Raw genomic sequence first — 17,048 nt, forward strand, 5'->3', positions numbered from 1 at the left:
TTTTCTGATATAATAAAAATCAGAAGGGCGGTGTTTTTTATGATGAGAAAAAATGCAGATAAAAAAAAGAGAACAAATGATGATGTTCTCCATGGATGACATGGTACCTCAAAACCATATGCTGCGATTGATTGATAAAGCAATCAATTGGAACTTTATTTATGATCTGGTTGAAGAAAAATATTGTCCGGATAACGGTCGCCCCAGTATGGATCCGGTCATGCTGATAAAGATACCATTTATCCAATATCTCTATGGAATAAAAAGCATGCGCCAGACCATAAAAGAAATCGAAGTAAATGTTGCATACCGCTGGTTTCTCGGACTAGACATGTTAGATCCAGTACCTCATTTCTCCACATTTGGAAAGAATTATACCCGCCGTTTCAAAGATACAGACCTTTTTGAGCAGATCTTTTCAAAGATTCTGGAAGACTGTATGAAATATAAGCTTGTAAATACAGAACAGATCTTTGTGGATGCAACACATGTAAAAGCCTGTGCAAACAGTAAAAAAATGCGTAAGCGGGTTGCGCACGAACGGGCTCTCTGGTATGAAGAGGAATTAAATAAAGAGATTGAAAAAGATCGTCTGGCACATGGAAAAAAGCCGTTAAAGAAAAAAGATGATAACCAGCCGCCAGCATCCGGTGGAAGCGGAAATGATAAAGATTCTATATCTGAAGAACTTCCTGAAGATGTGAAAACACAAAAATGCAGCATCAGCGATCCGGAAAGTGGATGGTTTCGAAAGGGTGAACATAAACATGTTTTTGCATATGCAGTAGAAACTGCCTGTGATAAACATGGCTGGATCCTCGGATATACAGTACATCCTGGTAATGAGCATGACAGTCGTACTTTTAAAGCATTATACGATAAGATATCTAAACTGAATCCACGGATGGTAGTTGCAGATGCAGGATATAAAACTCCGGCAATCGCCCATCAGCTGTCGGAAGATGGAATTCAACCACTTTTTCCGTATACCCGTCCCAAGACCAAAGAAGGATTTTTCGGAAAACACGAATTCGCATATGATGAATACTATGATTGTTATATATGTCCGGGAGCACATATACTGACATACAGTACAACAAACAGAAATGGATATAAAGAGTATAAAAGCTGCGGTGAGCATTGTGCTGAATGCCAATATCTTTCAAAATGTACAGAAAGCAAAGATCATGTAAAACTGATCACACGTCATGTATGGGAAGAATACATGGAAGTAGCAGAAGACATTCGGCACACGATCGGAAACAGACAGATCTACCAGTTAAGAAAAGAAACCATAGAGCGGATCTTCGGTACAGCGAAAGAACAGCATGGATTTCGTTATACGCAGTATGTAGGAAAGGCGCGGATGGAAATGAAAGCCGGGCTTACCTTCGCATGCATGAATTTGAAGAAGCTGGCAAAGATACTGGAAAAACGTGGCTGGAATATAGCCGGATTTTTGTTGATTTTGAAGAAAATAAAAAGAAAAGAAGTTTTAAAAGAAAAATGGTGCTGGATATAACACCCAACACCAAGTTTGTCTACAGTCTGAAATCCGCTGATTTAGCGGATTTTTTTAATGCAATCATTATTTAAAAGTAATTTATTTTTTTCCTTATCCATAGGACTGATTTGAGTTTCAGCTGTGGAAGTATCTGTTGGTGTATGAGGCATCAGTGAAAGTTGTTTTTTATATTCTAAGTATGAACAAATGGCTTTGTTAATATTCTGATCATCGAAAGAGATTTGTATGCCCTCTGGTATGTAATTACCATTACTGTCTGTTGCGGACTGGATTTTTAATGGAGCCTGTTCGTCAAGTTTTATAATAAGTGATAGTACATCGCTTATGGTATTAATATTAAAATCTAAGAATACTGTCACGCTGACACCAAGAGCATCTGCAATTTTTTGTAACTGATCAGTTTTTGGTTTTCGTTCTCCGGTTTCATATTTTTTTATAGTAGATACATACAAATCGGATTTCTTAGATAAATCTTCTTGTGTCATATTTTTTAATTTTCTATAAGTCTTAATTTTTTCCCCAATGCTAATTTCGCTAGACATGAAATGTACCTCCGTATTTTGGTTATAGATATATTACCATAAAGAGTACAAAAGTGGTATTATTTTTAGCTACTTTATTGACAACCACAAAAGTGAACGATATAATTTGATGTATAAAACGACCACAAAAGTGAACTACATAAAAAGAAGATATTTAAAAGAAATGCTTCTTTTAGCGATGTTCAAAGCTATATGTTATTGAGATATCATGATTTTAAAAGAAGAGTTCTTAAATATGTGGTCAATAAATTATGAAAAATGAGATACAGAGAGGACAAAGAAAATGTGTAAGGTTATTGCGATTACAAACCAAAAAGGCGGATGTGCGAAAACAAATGTAACCGTTAATCTTGGAATCGGATTGGCCAGAGAAGGCAAAAAGGTTGCATTGATTGACAATGATGCACAAGGATCATTAACGGCAAGTCTTGGGTATGAGGAGCCGGATGAACTGAATATTACTTTAGCAAATATTATGATGAATGTTATCAATGATGAGGAAAATGAGCCAGAATATGGTTTCCTGCAACATGAGGAAGGGGTTAGTTTTATTCCTGCAAATGTGGAATTGTCTGGCTTGGAAATATCCTTGATCAATGTGATCAGTCGGGAAACAATTCTGCGGAGTTATATAGAAACAATTCGTGATCAGTATGATTATATTTTAATTGATTGTGCACCGAGCCTTGGAATGCTGACGATTAATGCACTGGTAGCAGCTGATGCAGTGATTATTCCGGTACCGGCGGCATATTTACCGGTAAAAGGACTGGTTCAGTTATTAAAGACAATATCAATGGTAAAGCGACGGTTAAACAGAAAGCTGCAAATAGAGGGGATTCTAATTACAATGGCAGATTTCCGTACAAATTTTGCGAAAGATATATCTGCAAAATTGTATGAGGCATATGATTCAACTATTGGAATTTTTAAGACATATATTCCACAGTCTGTACGGGCGGCAGAGTGCGGTGCAGAAGGAATCAGTATCTATAAACATGATCCAAATGGAAATGCAGCAGATGCCTATCATAGATTAACGTTGGAGGTGTTGAGTCATGAAAACTAGAAGCGGCCAGAAAATCAAAATGACAAGTGTAGAGGAACTTCTGGGGGTAGCCAATGAAGAGGTGGCAACAGAAATAGAGTTGAATCAGATTCAGAGTTTTCGTAATCATCCGTTTAAGGTTTTGGATGATGAAAAGATGCAGGATCTTGTAAACAGTATTCGTGAAAATGGGATCCTTACACCTGTTCTGGTGCGTCCGATAGATAATAATAAGTATGAAATGATATCTGGTCATCGCAGAATGCATGCAGCAGGACTACTGCAAATGAATGTAATACCGGCGATCATACGGGATATGTCAGATGAAGAAGCTGTTGTTAAAATGGTCGATTCTAATATCCAACGAGAAGAATTACTTCCGAGTGAAAAAGCCTTTGCATACAAGATGAAACTGGATGCCATGAAAAGACAGGCGGGACGACCGGCAAAAAATAATTCTGGTCAATTTGACCAGAATTTAGCAGGTAGGGTATCGAGAGATATATTGGCAAAAGAAGTTGGTGAAAGTTCAAAACAGATTCAACGCTATATTCGTTTAACAGAATTACAGCCCAAATTGCTTGATCTGGTGGATAGCAAGCGTTTGAATTTTACGGTTGCCGTAGATATTTCCTATATCGACAAAGAGATTCAAAACTGGCTTTATGATTACATTGATGCAAATGGGACAATCATACCAAATCAGGTCAAAACGCTGAGGAAAGCCATAGATAGCGGAACTGTTATGACACAGCAGAAAATGGTCAGCATTTTAAATGAGTGCATAAAACCAAAGAGTACAGCAAAGAATGTAACCTTTTCTGGTAAGAAGTTAGAAAAGTATTTTCCAGAATCGTATACGGCAGCAGATGTTGAAAAAATTGTTTTTGAATTATTGGAAGAATGGAAGAACAGGAAGGAGCATTAATGTATGTTATTTGATTATTTTTATGGCGTAGAAGCAGAACAGTACAATTTTATCCGGTTGCCGAAACTGTTGATGACACAGAAAGAATACTGTGATATTTCGCTAGAATCAAAATTACTGTATGGGCTGTTGTTAGACCGCATGAGTTCGTCTGGTAAAAATAAATGGGTTGATGAAGAAGAACGGGTATACGTGATCTTTCCGTTGACGGAGATTCAGAAGATGATGGGTGTTTCAAAGAAAAAAGCAATGGCGGATTTATCAGAATTAGAAGAGCATGGTCTGATAGTTCGCAAGCACCGCGGATACAGATTGCCGGATGTGATCTATCTGATGAATCTGGTAGCGTGAGGAGAAAAGGTGTCTTTTGAACTAAAAGAGATGATGAAGTGTCGAAAAAGGAACCTCAAGAGCAGTATATATTACAAACCGGAAACGGAGAAAGGAGAAAATTCATATGGGTACAAATGCTGTATTGGATTATTTTTACGGTAAAGAAGCCGACCAGTTCTCTTTTTTCACAGTCCCGAAAATATTATTTACAGATGATAAATATAAAGGCTTGCCTTGTGAAGCCAAGATGCTTTACGGGATGATGCTGGATCGGATGTCATTATCTATTGAAAATCAATGGTTTGATGAACAAAAACGGGCTTTTATTAAGATTTCAACGGAATACATAACGGAAAATCTGGGATGTGGCAGGAATAAGGCACTGAGTTTTATGAAATTATTGGAAGAATACGGATTGATCGAAAGGGTAAAACATGGTCAGGGAAAGGCAAGTACAATCTACGTGAAAAAATTTATCCGGCAGGAGATTCATGAGCAGATTGAGGAAGATGATGCCGAGAAGTCCCAAAATCAAACTTCTGAGAAGAAAATAGCTGTTTCAGAAGTTTCAAATTTAAACATCAAGAAGTTTAAAAATCAAACTTCAAGAAGTTTAGAATCTAAACATCAAGAAGTTTATTTTCAGGACCCTAATAATACTAATATTAATAACACTGAGATAAATCATACAGAATCAAATCATATCGTATCAGGTACAGGTGAACACGATACGATGGGATATGAGTGTGATGAAGATGTACAGATACAGGCTTATTCTACCTTGATCAAAAACAATGTTGCATACAGGGATCTGGTTCTGGTTCATCCAGAAGACAAGCAGCTGATAGATGGCATTATGGATCTGATACTGGAAACCGTATTATGTGACAGTGAAAAAATACTGGTTGCCAGTAACTGGTATTCGGCAGAACTGGTAAAAAGTAAATTGTTGAAGCTGAATTATTCGCATATGGAGTATGTGCTGCATTGCTTCAAGCAAAATACCACGAAAGTGAAAAATATCAAAAAGTATATGCTGGCAGTGCTTTTTAATGCACCTACAACGATTGATAGTTATTATATGGCTGAGGTCAATAATGGCTTTGCGGATAGCGTATGCTAGAGGGGAGTGCAGGGATAGTGATAAAAAAACTTATTATAAACCAATTTATGATAAAAAAAATTATAGTAAAAGTGCTGTCTTTGATCGGATGGATCATTGTTGGGGGTATGCATGGCCTTTGCTGGTTGGTAAATAAAATATACGGTGTAGTTGGCGGTTTTATAACAGCGTTGTTTGTGATACTGTTCCTGATCGTCAGCATCGGCTATAAGGATGTACAGCAAAGTATATTTTTGGCAGTTTTGGAAAGCCTAAATATATTGGTGATGATTGCTGGAAATACACTAGAAATTGTATTGGAACTTGCATGTGATCGATTGGCATCTAATTTGGTACGATAGGAAATGAAAGGATAGAAAAATGATGAAAAACAAAGAATATATTCAGTTACCGGCTTTACATAGAGATATTTCAGAAGAAGAGTTATTGTGTATCTGGGAATTTGCAAAGCTTCCGGATGAAGCACAGGAACAAATGCTCGACCGGGTAAAGGAGGCACTTAGAGAAGATGTTGTACAGAAAGATATTGTGCCGGATGGAGATCATGTGGCTATGACAGACAGAATAAATAGATACATGGTTGCATCAAGGAAAATGTTAAAACGTGCAATGATAGAAACATGTCAACTGGCTGCATTTATATATCACGAATGCTTTGTATTGGAAATTCCAGTGAAAGAATTGAAGCAGGAGTTCCCAGGATATGAGGATTATATTGATGTGACAGTCTGCTATATTCAACAACTAATAGACCGAAGTAAAGGAAAACATTGATTGTATAAAAAACGGAATTAAGAGTTGCAAAAGTGCTTCTCAAATCTGGGAAGCGGTTTGGAGGATTAGGTGATCATCAGAATGTTGCATAATAGATTTACCTATAATTAAAAACAACAAGATGGAAAGGGCGTGTGAAAAAACGAGAGTTTTTTCACACCGGGTAATTTTTTGACGAGAGAGAAGAGTTATTTTTGATTAAATAGATTGTTACATTCGTCTATAATAGCTTCAACTGTGCGTACCTGTGAAGGCGTGAGTCGGCGGAGCTTATCTGAAAGAATCAACAGATCCTTATCTATAATTTCACCAGTGAGCAAATAGTCGGCACTTACTTCTAAAGCAGAGGAGATTTTTAACAGATTTTCAGGTCTCATTGCCCGTTTTCCTGATTCCGCATAAGAAACAAACTGGGTAGTGACTTCCCCTTTTTCTGCAAGTGCTTCTTGAGTGAGTCCCAGCTTTTTTCGACGATCCATAATTCTTTTTCCAATTTCCTGTAAACATAATTCGTTATCCGACATTAGTATAAAATTTCTCCTCTCGTATTGTTAAATTATATCCACAACAGATGATGAAAATAAGCGTCTACTGTTGACTAAAATCAACAATACGATATATAATCAGAGATAAATATTGAAAAATCGTGGATGCATAACAAGTAGAAAAAGTAGTGTATGGGAATACGAAAAAGCGAACAGCTATAATGAAAGAAAATGAATTCTCAGGAGGACTATGATTATGGGACAGATGGATTTTTCAATAGAGGTATCAGAAAGTGCGATAAAAGAATTTGCTGATTATTTATATCAAAGAGAAAACGCAAGAGCTACTGTAAAGAAATATATGGCAGATATAAAAAAATTATTTTCTTTTTTGGCAGATGCTAAGCGGATCAATAAAAAAGTATTGCTGCAATATAAAGATTGGCTTGTCCAAAATTATGCTGTTAATAGTGTTAATTCGATGCTTGCCGCATTGAATCAGTTCCTGGAATTTTTGGATGTGGGGAATCTGAAAGTGAAAAGAATAAAAGTGCAGAAGCAGCCTTTTTTGCAGGATCAGAAAGAATTGACAGAAAAAGAATGCAGGAAATTGATTGTAACAGCTATAGCGGAAGGAAAAGAACAGCTTGCCCTGTGTATCGAAACAATAGCTTGTACAGGAATCCGGATCAGTGAAATAAAATATTTTACAGTGGAGCGTGTAAAAGCAGGAAAGATAGAGATTTATAATAAAGGAAAATATAGAAGGATTTTTCTGCCGAAGATATTACAAAAGAAACTTCTTTCCTATTGTCATAATAATCAAATAGCAGAAGGATGGATATTTGTTACTAAAAATGGGAAGTTAAAAGACAGAAGTAATATTTGGAGAGAAATGAAACGATTAAAAGAAAAGGCAGGAGTAGCGGAATCAAAAATATTCCCGCATAATTTTCGACATCTATTTGCAAGGATTTATTATAAAGTAACAAAAGATATTACAGGTCTTGCAGATTTACTTGGACATAGCAGCATCAATGTAACGAGAATATATACAGCAACTACAGAAACAGTGTTCCAAAAGAAGCTGGATAAGATTGTCGAACAGGAAATATTGGAATGTACAACATAATATCTGTTATGTTGTTTATGGACAGATCGACTTTAGTACGATATAATGTTAAACAGCAACATAATCTCTGTTATGTTGTTCACATTACATAGTTCCTCTCTAGTTTTGGGTTATCGGTGCCATAATTAAGTACCGTTTCCAGTAAACCAGCTATAGTCTTTGCAATTTTCATTGCTTAAATTTCACTTTTGGAAGAAATAAATGACTTGTAGAAATAAGTTAGAACGGATTAGTAGAGGCACTTTACAACATAACAGATATTATGTTGTATTGATTTACGATGGATAAGGAGTAACGATGGCATATACTGTAAGAAAATTACTTGAATCAGAACAATTTCCTAAAATGAAGCTGCTTTGTGGTGAAAAAGGTCTGGATCGGGAAGTAAAAGGCATTCGAATCATAGAAATTGAAGATATGGAACAATACCTGACAGGTGGAGAGATGCTTATAACCAGCTTTCAGGTATATTTATCATGCAGTGATCGGGAAGTAGAGCAGCATTTTGAAGATTTAGTTAAAAGTGACATAAGCGGATTCATTGTAAAGAAAAGAAAAGAATATGATCCTACAGGACGCAGATTGAGTTTATTAGAAAAACACTGTAAAAAATATGAAATTCCTCTGGTAGAAATTCCAGGAGATTTATATTACTGGGGAATTATCCGTCATGTTATGATACAGGTATTCGATAAAGACACTGCACGCTTAAAGTATTTTAAGATTACACATGATAATTTTAATACGTTTATTTTAAAAAATAATGGATCAAGTAATACAGCAAGTGATATTATCAAATTTTTAAGTATCATGATTGAGAATCCTGTTGTATTGTATTATGGTAATCTTAATTGTTTGGTTTCAACAAACTCGGACAACTCCAAGTTAATATTGTCAGATGAAATTCAGCCATATAAACCCAATATTATTACGAAATTTCAATATATGAAGCAGATGAAAGGAAGTTGTGTTCAATATGTAGTGAAATATGCCATATTGAGTGAGGTGGAAATATATATAACAATAACAGAAGAAAATAGAGAACTGACAGAACTTGATTATATGGCAATCGAAAATGCGATTATTAACTTGCAGTATGGATTTTTGAGTGAATTTGCACAGGATGAAGTGAAAAAGAAGTATCAGAGAGATATTATCCATAATATTCTGAATGGATTACTGAGTTCGAAAGAAATGACTGAAGCGGCAGCACAGCTCGGAATGAAAGAAAGCGATACTTACAGGGTTGTTGATTTTCATACCATCACAAAAAATGTACAAAGAAAATATACAAAAGAACAGCTTCATGAAGTAGGTGTTATCGAGGGTGAATTGAAGCATCTTTTGCCGGATGCCCTTATTTACAGAAATATGGATCAGATTGTTATGATTCAACAGGTAGATTCCGATCAGACAGAACTGGAATATCAGAAAGAGATGGAAGAAATAGAGGATGTTATCCAGCGAAGCATCCTTTATAGAAAGAAAGATACAGACTTTCAGATTGGTATAGGAAAAAGTGTGGAAGGGTATCAACGGCTGAAAGAATCTTATCACGAAGCAAGTCGGGCTATCAAGTATATTGAGATTGTGCGTCTGGTGACCGGCGATAAGAATAAGTCGGTCGTACATTATTCGAATCTTGGATTTTTCCAGATATTCGGTGAAATTGATGATATGACGAAATTGGAAAGATACATACCGGAAACATTAAAGAAATTATATGAATATGATGATGAACATAAAGGCGAATTGATTCCGACTTTGCAGATGTTTCTTAGCAATAATCAAAGTATCAGAAAAACTGCGGGTGCGATGTTCGTTCATTATAGAACGATATCTTACCGGATGGAAAAAATAAAAGAAATTACCGGAATAAATTTTGACAATGGAAATGAAGTGCTTGCAGTCAGCAATGGCCTGATTATTTATAAAATGTTAAAAGAAATAGAATAGAAAAAGAAAGAGAAGCACTTTAATCCATCTGTGATCGAAAAAATATGTTAAGAATATTTTTGACATTTTTAAAGATGCATGGTAATATGATTATACAAAAAGAGTGCTACCGATAGACGGTTAGTCCGTTTTTCTATTTGATTATTAAAAATAGTCGCCTAGTTTCCAGACCGGGGCGGCTATTTTTGTGATATATTATTATCCTTACCGAATGTGTATCCGATACTAAAGCAGGTTAAGCCAAAGCTCACTACTGCAATGAAATCTAAAATACTCATTGGCTCAGCCCTCCTTTCCAGTGGATTCCCTTTCGGGTTTCTATGTAATCAGAGGGTCACAGTCCCTCTGTTGAAGGACTAACCGCCTACCGTTATGGCAGCACCCATGTTGTGATTATAGCAGTTGTGGTATGTGGATGCAATAAGAAAATGACTAGAATAGTTTGATTACAACAGAACAGTATTTGAATACAAATGCAGAGGTATATATTTATCGTAAATATACATCTCTGCATTATTTTTATTTTGCCAGAAAATTACTCTGTATTTCCATAGGCATATGATAAGCCTGTCCTCGCTTGGTCAGACTGTATAATTTAAAGCTCATGAGTTCCGGGGTGGAATTCAGCGTGCTGCATAAACTGAAATAATCCAGATCTTCATTGTGTGCCATATCTGCAATATCCGCGTCAGATAAGAGAAGATCTGCAGCAAACAGGTTCGCCTGGTATTCGGTGTTATCCTGCATATTATAAAGTGTATCGTCTTTCATCGGAGCTATTTTTAACTGAGTTCTATGGAGAATGATATGTCCCAGTTCATGCGCTGCCACGATCTGTTTTTCTTCCTCAGAAAGAAAGCTGCTGATCTGGACATAGATGGTCTTACAGCTCATAAAGCAAAATCCTTTTAGTTTTTGAAAGCTGGAAGATTCCCCGACAATAACATGCATGTTGTCCATGATCTTAAATGGATCCCTGGTCTTATATTTTCTGATCAGTTTCTGTGTTTCATCGTATATATATCCGTTTTTCAATTTTGATCACCTCAAAAGAATTGTTCTCTCAGAAAAGAGAGTGCGTAAAAGTTTTCGGTAAAGCACTAATCTTCCTTGAGATACTTTTTTGGTGTGTACTTTTTTGCGCGCTTTTTTGAATCCAGGTAAAGAGTCTGGATCTCATCCATGAATGCTGTTTTGTCCTCATCGGATAATCCACCACCGGCGAACATGGCAGCTGTCTGAGCAATAATCTGTTGAGCCTGATTGGCACCACGACTTCCAAACTGTTCAGCTGCCTGTGTGATGAATGCTTCGTTTTCTGTCATTAAGTATGTAAGATCACAGTTTAGAATATCCGCCAGTTTCTGATAGATGGCATGCTGCTTTGGGTAGCGGCCTTCAATTTCCCATCCGCGGATTGTTCTGAGTGAAACACCAACAGCCTGAGCAAGCTGTGTCTGGTTCAGTCCTTTTTCCTTTCGTAACGTTTTTACTTTCTCTCCGAATGTCATAACGATACCTCTTTCTATTAGCTTATTTTAAAGATAGTTGAATTTGATTAATTGCCTTATTTTTGATGAAACAGGCAAATTATTACCTAAAATATTAAATTACCTCTTGACAATAGGTTACTTGTTGCCTATAATGTGAATCACAAAAGAGAGGTAATTACTTGCCTATAATATATATGATATTGCTCAGAAAGTCAATAGAATTATAGATTAAATTGCCTATTTCAGAACGTGATTTAGGATTGCATTATCAAGAAATATCATAAATGCAGATGTCTGATCGGAAAAACAGGCAAGTTGATGGGAGGTGTTTGAATAGATGGAAAACAAATCATATATCTGTATTGATCTTAAATCATTTTATGCAACGGCGGAATGCGCTGAACGTGGTCTGGATCCTTTTTGCACGAATCTCGTTGTTGCAGATCCGGAGCGGTCAAAAAGTACCATATGTTTGGCAATCACACCGGCGATGAAACAGGCAGGGGTAAAAAATCGCTGCAGAATCCATGAGATTCCACCAGATATACCATATATAGTGGCAAAACCACGGATGCATCTATATCTGGAATACTCCGCAAAGATCTATGGGATCTATCTTAGATATATCGCACCGGAAGATATTCACGTATATTCAGTGGATGAATGTTTTCTGGATGTTACGGATTATCTGAAGCTTTATCATATGACGGCAGAGGAAATGGCTGCAGCGCTGATGGGAGCAGTAAAGAAAGAGACCGGGATCACGGCAACTGCCGGGATAGGATCGAATCTGTATCTGGCTAAGATTGCCATGGATATCATAGCAAAACATACAAAGCAGTGTATTGGAACGCTGACGGAGAGCAGTTACCGGAAAATGTTGTGGTCACATAAACCACTGTCTGATTTCTGGCAGATCGGGCGGAAGACCGAGCGGAAACTGGCACAGTATGGGATGTATACCATGGGTGATATTGCCAAAATGTCATTGAGTTCGGAAGACTGGCTGTATCGGTTATTTGGGATTGATGCGGAATTGCTGATCGACCATGCCTGGGGAGTGGAGCCATGCCGGATGCAAGATATCAAAAATTATCAGCCAACAGATCACAGCCTGTCAAACGGGCAGGTACTTATGAGAAATTATGCTTTTGAGGAAGCGCTAGTTGTGGTAAAGGAAATGGCAGATATGCTGTCACTGGATTTGATGGATAAAGGGCTGGTTACGGATTCTATTACGTTGCGGATCTCTTATGATCACCGCTTCGGGATTTCTGATACTGGTGGGACTGTGAACCTGAAAAAGCAGAGCAATAACAGTGGTCTGATCATTCAGAATGTGGAGCAGTTATATCGGGCAACCACAGATATTTATACCGGGATCCGGCGGATCAATATTACAGCAAATCGTGTCTATCCGGAAAGCTGCCTGCAGTATGATCTGTTTACGGATCCGGTGAAAGCAGAAAAAGAACAGGATATCCAGCAAATGGTATTGGCGATAAAAAAACGGTTTGGAAAAAATGCGATTTTGCGCGGGGTAAACCTGCTTCCCTGTGCAACTACGATAACGAGAAACCAGCAGATTGGCGGACATCATGCTTAGATAGGAGATGAGGAAAGATGGATTACAGTGACATCATGGATATGGATAAACCGATATCACATCATAAGCCAATGGATATTACGCACCGGGCGAAAATCTTTGCGCCATTTGCAGCATTGAAGGGATTTGAGGACTGCATCCGGCAAAAAGAGATCGTGTATGAAGAATATCCGGTCTTATCAGAAGAACAAAAAGACAGGCTGGATCAGAAGGTACAAATGATCGGAACAGGATTTGTGCTGACCGTAACCTATTTTGTACATAACCATCCTTTGGATACCAGGAAAGGACAGATCCAGACAGTGACTGGTGAGGTGATATACTGGAATCCTTCTAGGAATCTTCAGATCGGACAAACGGAAATACAGATATGTGACATCATAGAGCTGTCCGGAGATATATTTGATGGGCTGGAAGAACCGGCCTGAACATAGAAACTGTATGAAAGAATGGAAAGCAGATCAGATGTGGTAGCTGAGCAAGCTGACATTTTGACATGCCTGGCCAACAAAGCAGGACAGATAATGATCCCGTTGCAGATACTCCGCGGTGCTTTGCCGCTTACGGAATGGAGGACTGCGACATGCACTCATCAACGGTTCCTTTCCCTTATCCGTTTGAGTAATTATAATTACGTGGAGGATTCTGATGAGAATAAAATCAACAGCAGTACAAAATGAGATCATACGATATGACATAGATAAAAGACGAGAGGATGAACGGCATATCATGGAGCTGGTCCGGCTGATCACAGACCGGGGGAATAACGCAGAGATCCGGAGAAAGGGGAACGGTTCCCTGACTGTGTATGAAGTAAAAAAACATATTGTAACCGTCGAGTAATCGGACTTGGCGAAGGACTGATTGGAGTCATGGATGATCATTCCCAGGAATGGGAGTGGTTGTCTATGGCTCCTTTTAGTTTCCGCAGATAAAAAAGTGACGTATATATACCTTTGAAAAATTTGCAGAATTTTTTGTATAAGTGCCGTACAGCAAACGATATATGAGGAGGAGTATTTATGAGAGGTTCATAGGATAAAAAAATACTGAGAAAAGATGAAAAGGGCAGTGAGAGGAGTCGCAGACTTCCGTTAAAAAAAACGGGTGAGTCTGGGACTGCTTTTGCTGCCCTTTATTTCACAGACCTGACCACCCAGGCCATATGGCAGAAAGAGGTCAGGATGCTGAAATTAAAAGAGTTAAAAGCAATGATACCAGAGACAGGCAAGATGGATCGTGTTCCGACTTATAAAAAGTTACGGGAATCAGGATATGAAATTGTGGTCAAAGAGGTGATCGATCAGGATACGGAAGTGATGGTGTATGACAACGGTCTTGTGGTGTACAGGAACTACCGGCGTATCACGATCTTTCCTTTACACACATGCAACTCATACAGTTACGAGGATGGAAACCACCAGAATCTTGTGTATGAAAAAGTATTTGAGGACGAAGCGTGGTATCTGCGCCTCATCTTAGAAGGGGAAGACTGGCTGGCACAGAACCAGCGGACACGCGATGCCTTCCACAGAGTGGTATCTTACAGTGCAATTTCAGAAGAATGGAAACTGATGGAAGATGAAAGCATGGATCTGTTGCAGTCTGTTATGAGGAAAGAGGCATTGGATAAACTCATGCTACTTCTGAATGAACAGGAGAAAGAAATTCTGCTTGCTTATTACGTGGAAGGGATTTCCCAGGAGCAGATTGCGGAAGCGTTTGAGGTGACACAGCAGAACATCAGTTATTTGATCCGGGCAGCGATAAAAAAATCCAGAAGATTATTGGAAGAAGAGCCTGATTGTGCGTTCCGAATGAGAAATAAAAAGTAAAAAAATTTCAAAAAGTATTTGTATAAGCCCTGTGTGGCAAAAGATAGGTGAAAGGGGAGTAGAGATATTTCCCCATGCACCTTGAAAATTAAAGAACCTGCCCGGAATGATACCTGAGTCGAATGTGCATCTGCGTGTCTTCTCAGTGCATACGTTTTGGAGATAAGAAACCAAGACAGGAACGGATCCGGGGAAGAACACAGGAGTAATGCTTATATTTCATTTTTTAGATGACAGTAGATTGTGCAGCGGTGTCAGATGTTTTGATACCGCTGTATGCATGTGCTGTTATCTTATCTGCCATATGGCGGATAACTGTCCCAAACAGCCGAAAAAAGCAGCAACCTACAAAGAAAGGAAATCAAGAAATATGAAAAAGAAAGAAGTATTACTGAGATTAGGAGCAATGGCAATGATCGCAGCTCTTGGGATCGCACCAGCCACATCAGGCATTTCTGCTATGGCAGCGACTTCTACCGCATCAACTAATAATACCGCGACAAAAAATGATCTGACCAATGCGGATATAGTGGATGAATCCAGGACAGGATCGATCACCATTAAAAAGTATGTTTTGTTTTGGGAAATTTGTAGATTACCTGTAATCTGCCACAACTGAATATGACCGTCAAGGTCAGATAAAGAAACCGATGTATTGAGCGTAAAGCGATCATGCGTCGGTTTTTCTTATTTCATGAGCTGACAGAATTCCGACTGTATATCGCCTGTGAGGAAAGTATCGGAGACTATGGATTTTGCGGAAATGTGCGTTATAGGTAAGTAAAAAACTACTTGATAGAGCGTGAATTGAATTGTTCATATCGGTATGATATAATTTACTGAAATGAAGCAAGAAGGTGGACTTTTGTATGAAAAAATTTTTGAAAATATTGCTAATCATTGTAGGAATAGTTTTTTTGATTTTTGCAGCGCTGACATGTATTGGACTGTTTGTTGATTATGATGACCATATTGAAAATGGTCGTTATACTTATGTTCCGGAAGATGACAATAAAGACAATGCATATGTCGAATTCAATTTGAGTGATTACGATAAAAAGGATTCTGAACTCATATATTATAGTTCTGTCGAAGAAGCTATTTTGAATTCTCCTTTGAATGCTGAAAATGAAGAATTTTCTGTTCCAGAAGATTTTCTTAATCATGTTGATGAAATATTGCATATATGGAATGGCAAACAGTATGATACTATTTTCTATCGGGCAGGAAGCGATAACGATCCCGTTCAAGGTTTTGTGATGGCACGCTGCAAAAAACAGGTGGAGGAAGCAAGTGTACAATATGCATTTATGAATGCTACACCGGTTACAACTAAAGCGGATAGCATTCTTATATCTGATATTACAGAACTAATTCGTTCATCTTTAAAATTAAGTGATTTTCAACAGGACTTGAATCCAAATTATCCAGATACCAGATTTGTTTTTGGCTATGCACATGATAAGGAAATTTACTCATTAGAAGTAGAAGGTCAAAAGCCAGATGGTGTTATTGAAATCAATGTATATGACAGAACGATGTATCTATGGTATTATGATGATTTAAAGAGCGACAAGAGAGGAAACAATCTAAGTTATTCAGTAGATGTGCCAGAGTAATTTTTCAAATTGGCTAATCTGCCACAACTGAATATGACCGTCAAGGTCAGATGAAGAAACCGATGTATTGAGCGTAAAGCGATCATGCGTCGGTTTTTCTTTTTGCAAAATAGTCCGGTGGACTGTTTTGTAAAACCGAAGGAACTGACAGAGCTTGGGACGGGGCGAAGTCAGTTTGTTCGGGCGGGAGTATGGAGGGTGCAACCCTTTGTGCATGGGTACAGGGAATGCAATATCCCTGTGCAGGTCAAGGGCGGTAGCCTTGCCCAGTTAAGTGGCGTTTCGCCACTTAGTACTGGGTATTACTTGACGCAGAAAGCCGCAAGGAATCAGCTTCGCTGCCCTTCTCCCCTGTCGGGGAAATCAAAAAGAAAAGGAGGAACTCATGTGAAATTAACAAGACACAATGGACGAGCCGGAAAGAATGGCGTTTATAATCCGAAGCACAATGACCGCAGTTTTGACATTGCCAACAGCGAACACATTGACGAAGAACGAGCCAAACTAAATCTCTATTGGGACTGTTACAATGGCTTCCGCAATTTCAAAAATCCCGAAAAGGAAAATGAGCTGTCTGCCACTTTTGAAGATGTGGAACAGCTTTTTTACTTTATAGGAAAGTTCTCCTTTGGAGAACTCTTGATATAAA

The 17,048-nt window shown here is 38.0% G+C and carries 19 protein-coding genes and 1 pseudogene; 16 read left to right on the top strand and 4 right to left on the bottom strand.

The window, feature by feature from the left end; genetic code table 11:
* Positions 1–39 precede the first annotated feature (39 nt).
* Positions 40–1,562 (top strand): annotated as a pseudogene (locus LG34_RS10330) (IS1182 family transposase).
* Position 1,563: 1 nt separating this feature from the next.
* Here LG34_RS10330 and LG34_RS10335 read toward each other — a convergent pair.
* Positions 1,564–2,067 carry a helix-turn-helix domain-containing protein gene (locus LG34_RS10335; RefSeq protein ID WP_109215973.1) on the bottom strand — a complete coding sequence of 168 codons (504 nt, stop codon included), beginning with the start codon at positions 2,065–2,067 and terminating at the stop codon, positions 1,564–1,566.
* A gap of 283 nt (positions 2,068–2,350) precedes the next feature.
* Here LG34_RS10335 and LG34_RS10340 point away from each other — a divergent pair, with 283 nt between their 5' ends.
* The 6 genes from LG34_RS10340 (at position 2,351) to LG34_RS10365 (ending at position 6,273) form a co-directional block, all read left to right on the top strand.
* Positions 2,351–3,136, top strand: coding sequence for a ParA family protein (locus tag LG34_RS10340; protein WP_109215974.1), 786 nt, complete (start codon positions 2,351–2,353; stop codon positions 3,134–3,136).
* Positions 3,126–4,043 carry a ParB/RepB/Spo0J family partition protein gene (locus LG34_RS10345; protein WP_109215975.1) on the top strand — a complete coding sequence of 306 codons (918 nt, stop codon included), beginning with the start codon at positions 3,126–3,128 and terminating at the stop codon, positions 4,041–4,043. The genes LG34_RS10340 and LG34_RS10345 overlap by 11 nt, the downstream gene beginning before the upstream one ends.
* Before the next feature lie 3 nt (positions 4,044–4,046).
* The gene (locus tag LG34_RS10350; protein WP_109215976.1) at positions 4,047–4,394 is read left to right on the top strand and encodes a replication initiator protein A; all 348 of its coding nucleotides are present in this window, start codon (positions 4,047–4,049) and stop codon (positions 4,392–4,394) included.
* A gap of 124 nt (positions 4,395–4,518) precedes the next feature.
* Positions 4,519–5,499, top strand: a complete 981-nt coding sequence (locus tag LG34_RS10355; RefSeq protein ID WP_242979869.1) for a DUF6017 domain-containing protein — start codon at positions 4,519–4,521, stop codon at positions 5,497–5,499.
* 17 nt (positions 5,500–5,516) lie between these two features.
* Entirely contained in the window at positions 5,517–5,840 is a 324-nt protein-coding gene (locus LG34_RS10360; protein ID WP_146190218.1) for a hypothetical protein, read from the top strand.
* Between the two features lie 19 nt (positions 5,841–5,859).
* Positions 5,860–6,273, top strand: a complete 414-nt coding sequence (locus LG34_RS10365; RefSeq protein ID WP_109215979.1) for a hypothetical protein — start codon at positions 5,860–5,862, stop codon at positions 6,271–6,273.
* 188 nt (positions 6,274–6,461) lie between these two features.
* Here LG34_RS10365 and LG34_RS10370 read toward each other — a convergent pair whose 3' ends face one another.
* Positions 6,462–6,797 (bottom strand): helix-turn-helix domain-containing protein, encoded by a 336-nt coding sequence (locus tag LG34_RS10370; protein WP_109215980.1) that lies wholly within the window; start codon positions 6,795–6,797, stop codon positions 6,462–6,464.
* A gap of 217 nt (positions 6,798–7,014) precedes the next feature.
* On the opposite strand from LG34_RS10370, the gene LG34_RS10375 reads away from it, so the two are divergent.
* Positions 7,015–7,890: a tyrosine-type recombinase/integrase gene (locus LG34_RS10375; RefSeq protein ID WP_242979871.1), complete on the top strand. Its 876-nt coding sequence runs from the start codon at positions 7,015–7,017 to the stop codon at positions 7,888–7,890.
* 297 nt (positions 7,891–8,187) lie between these two features.
* Positions 8,188–9,846, top strand: a complete 1,659-nt coding sequence (locus tag LG34_RS10380; RefSeq protein WP_109215981.1) for a PucR family transcriptional regulator — start codon at positions 8,188–8,190, stop codon at positions 9,844–9,846.
* Positions 9,847–10,365: 519 nt separating this feature from the next.
* Here the strand turns inward: LG34_RS10380 and LG34_RS10385 are convergent.
* Positions 10,366–10,881 (bottom strand): ImmA/IrrE family metallo-endopeptidase, encoded by a 516-nt coding sequence (locus tag LG34_RS10385; RefSeq protein WP_242979873.1) that lies wholly within the window; start codon positions 10,879–10,881, stop codon positions 10,366–10,368.
* Between the two features lie 65 nt (positions 10,882–10,946).
* The gene (locus LG34_RS10390; RefSeq protein ID WP_109215982.1) at positions 10,947–11,357 is read right to left on the bottom strand and encodes a helix-turn-helix domain-containing protein; all 411 of its coding nucleotides are present in this window, start codon (positions 11,355–11,357) and stop codon (positions 10,947–10,949) included.
* Between the two features lie 319 nt (positions 11,358–11,676).
* Between LG34_RS10390 and LG34_RS10395 the strand changes: the two genes are divergently transcribed.
* From LG34_RS10395 to LG34_RS17380, 7 genes are all read left to right on the top strand, one after another.
* Entirely contained in the window at positions 11,677–12,945 is a 1,269-nt protein-coding gene (locus tag LG34_RS10395; RefSeq protein ID WP_109215983.1) for a DNA repair protein, read from the top strand.
* Between the two features lie 17 nt (positions 12,946–12,962).
* Positions 12,963–13,373 carry a hypothetical protein gene (locus LG34_RS10400; protein WP_109215984.1) on the top strand — a complete coding sequence of 137 codons (411 nt, stop codon included), beginning with the start codon at positions 12,963–12,965 and terminating at the stop codon, positions 13,371–13,373.
* Positions 13,374–13,593: 220 nt separating this feature from the next.
* Positions 13,594–13,788 (top strand): hypothetical protein, encoded by a 195-nt coding sequence (locus LG34_RS10410; RefSeq protein WP_109215986.1) that lies wholly within the window; start codon positions 13,594–13,596, stop codon positions 13,786–13,788.
* Between the two features lie 341 nt (positions 13,789–14,129).
* The gene (locus LG34_RS10415) at positions 14,130–14,780 is read left to right on the top strand and encodes a sigma-70 family RNA polymerase sigma factor (RefSeq protein ID WP_109215987.1); all 651 of its coding nucleotides are present in this window, start codon (positions 14,130–14,132) and stop codon (positions 14,778–14,780) included.
* Between the two features lie 208 nt (positions 14,781–14,988).
* The gene (locus LG34_RS10420) at positions 14,989–15,399 is read left to right on the top strand and encodes a hypothetical protein (protein ID WP_109215988.1); all 411 of its coding nucleotides are present in this window, start codon (positions 14,989–14,991) and stop codon (positions 15,397–15,399) included.
* 250 nt (positions 15,400–15,649) lie between these two features.
* A complete protein-coding gene (locus LG34_RS10425) occupies positions 15,650–16,399 on the top strand; it encodes a hypothetical protein (RefSeq protein WP_109215989.1) in 750 nt (249 codons plus the stop codon).
* 387 nt (positions 16,400–16,786) lie between these two features.
* Positions 16,787–17,047 carry a hypothetical protein gene (locus tag LG34_RS17380; protein WP_333491579.1) on the top strand — a complete coding sequence of 87 codons (261 nt, stop codon included), beginning with the start codon at positions 16,787–16,789 and terminating at the stop codon, positions 17,045–17,047.
* Position 17,048 lies beyond the last annotated feature (1 nt).

Source organism: Eubacterium ramulus, from assembly GCF_003122485.1.
GTDB classification, from domain to species: domain Bacteria; phylum Bacillota; class Clostridia; order Lachnospirales; family Lachnospiraceae; genus Eubacterium_I; species Eubacterium_I ramulus_A.

Bases quoted from the DNA above. Each gene is read 5' to 3' on its own strand.
- LG34_RS10335 (WP_109215973.1), bottom strand. From the start codon at position 2,067: ATGTCTAGCGAAATTAGCATTGGGGAAAAAATTAAGACTTATAGAAAA.
- LG34_RS10340 (WP_109215974.1), top strand. From the start codon at position 2,351: ATGTGTAAGGTTATTGCGATTACAAACCAAAAAGGCGGATGTGCGAAA.
- LG34_RS10345 (WP_109215975.1), top strand. From the start codon at position 3,126: ATGAAAACTAGAAGCGGCCAGAAAATCAAAATGACAAGTGTAGAGGAA.
- LG34_RS10350 (WP_109215976.1), top strand. From the start codon at position 4,047: ATGTTATTTGATTATTTTTATGGCGTAGAAGCAGAACAGTACAATTTT.
- LG34_RS10365 (WP_109215979.1), top strand. From the start codon at position 5,860: ATGATGAAAAACAAAGAATATATTCAGTTACCGGCTTTACATAGAGAT.
- LG34_RS10370 (WP_109215980.1), bottom strand. From the start codon at position 6,797: ATGTCGGATAACGAATTATGTTTACAGGAAATTGGAAAAAGAATTATG.
- LG34_RS10375 (WP_242979871.1), top strand. From the start codon at position 7,015: ATGGGACAGATGGATTTTTCAATAGAGGTATCAGAAAGTGCGATAAAA.
- LG34_RS10380 (WP_109215981.1), top strand. From the start codon at position 8,188: ATGGCATATACTGTAAGAAAATTACTTGAATCAGAACAATTTCCTAAA.
- LG34_RS10390 (WP_109215982.1), bottom strand. From the start codon at position 11,357: ATGACATTCGGAGAGAAAGTAAAAACGTTACGAAAGGAAAAAGGACTG.
- LG34_RS10395 (WP_109215983.1), top strand. From the start codon at position 11,677: ATGGAAAACAAATCATATATCTGTATTGATCTTAAATCATTTTATGCA.
- LG34_RS10400 (WP_109215984.1), top strand. From the start codon at position 12,963: ATGGATTACAGTGACATCATGGATATGGATAAACCGATATCACATCAT.
- LG34_RS10410 (WP_109215986.1), top strand. From the start codon at position 13,594: ATGAGAATAAAATCAACAGCAGTACAAAATGAGATCATACGATATGAC.
- LG34_RS10415 (WP_109215987.1), top strand. From the start codon at position 14,130: ATGCTGAAATTAAAAGAGTTAAAAGCAATGATACCAGAGACAGGCAAG.
- LG34_RS10420 (WP_109215988.1), top strand. From the start codon at position 14,989: ATGCTTATATTTCATTTTTTAGATGACAGTAGATTGTGCAGCGGTGTC.
- LG34_RS10425 (WP_109215989.1), top strand. From the start codon at position 15,650: ATGAAAAAATTTTTGAAAATATTGCTAATCATTGTAGGAATAGTTTTT.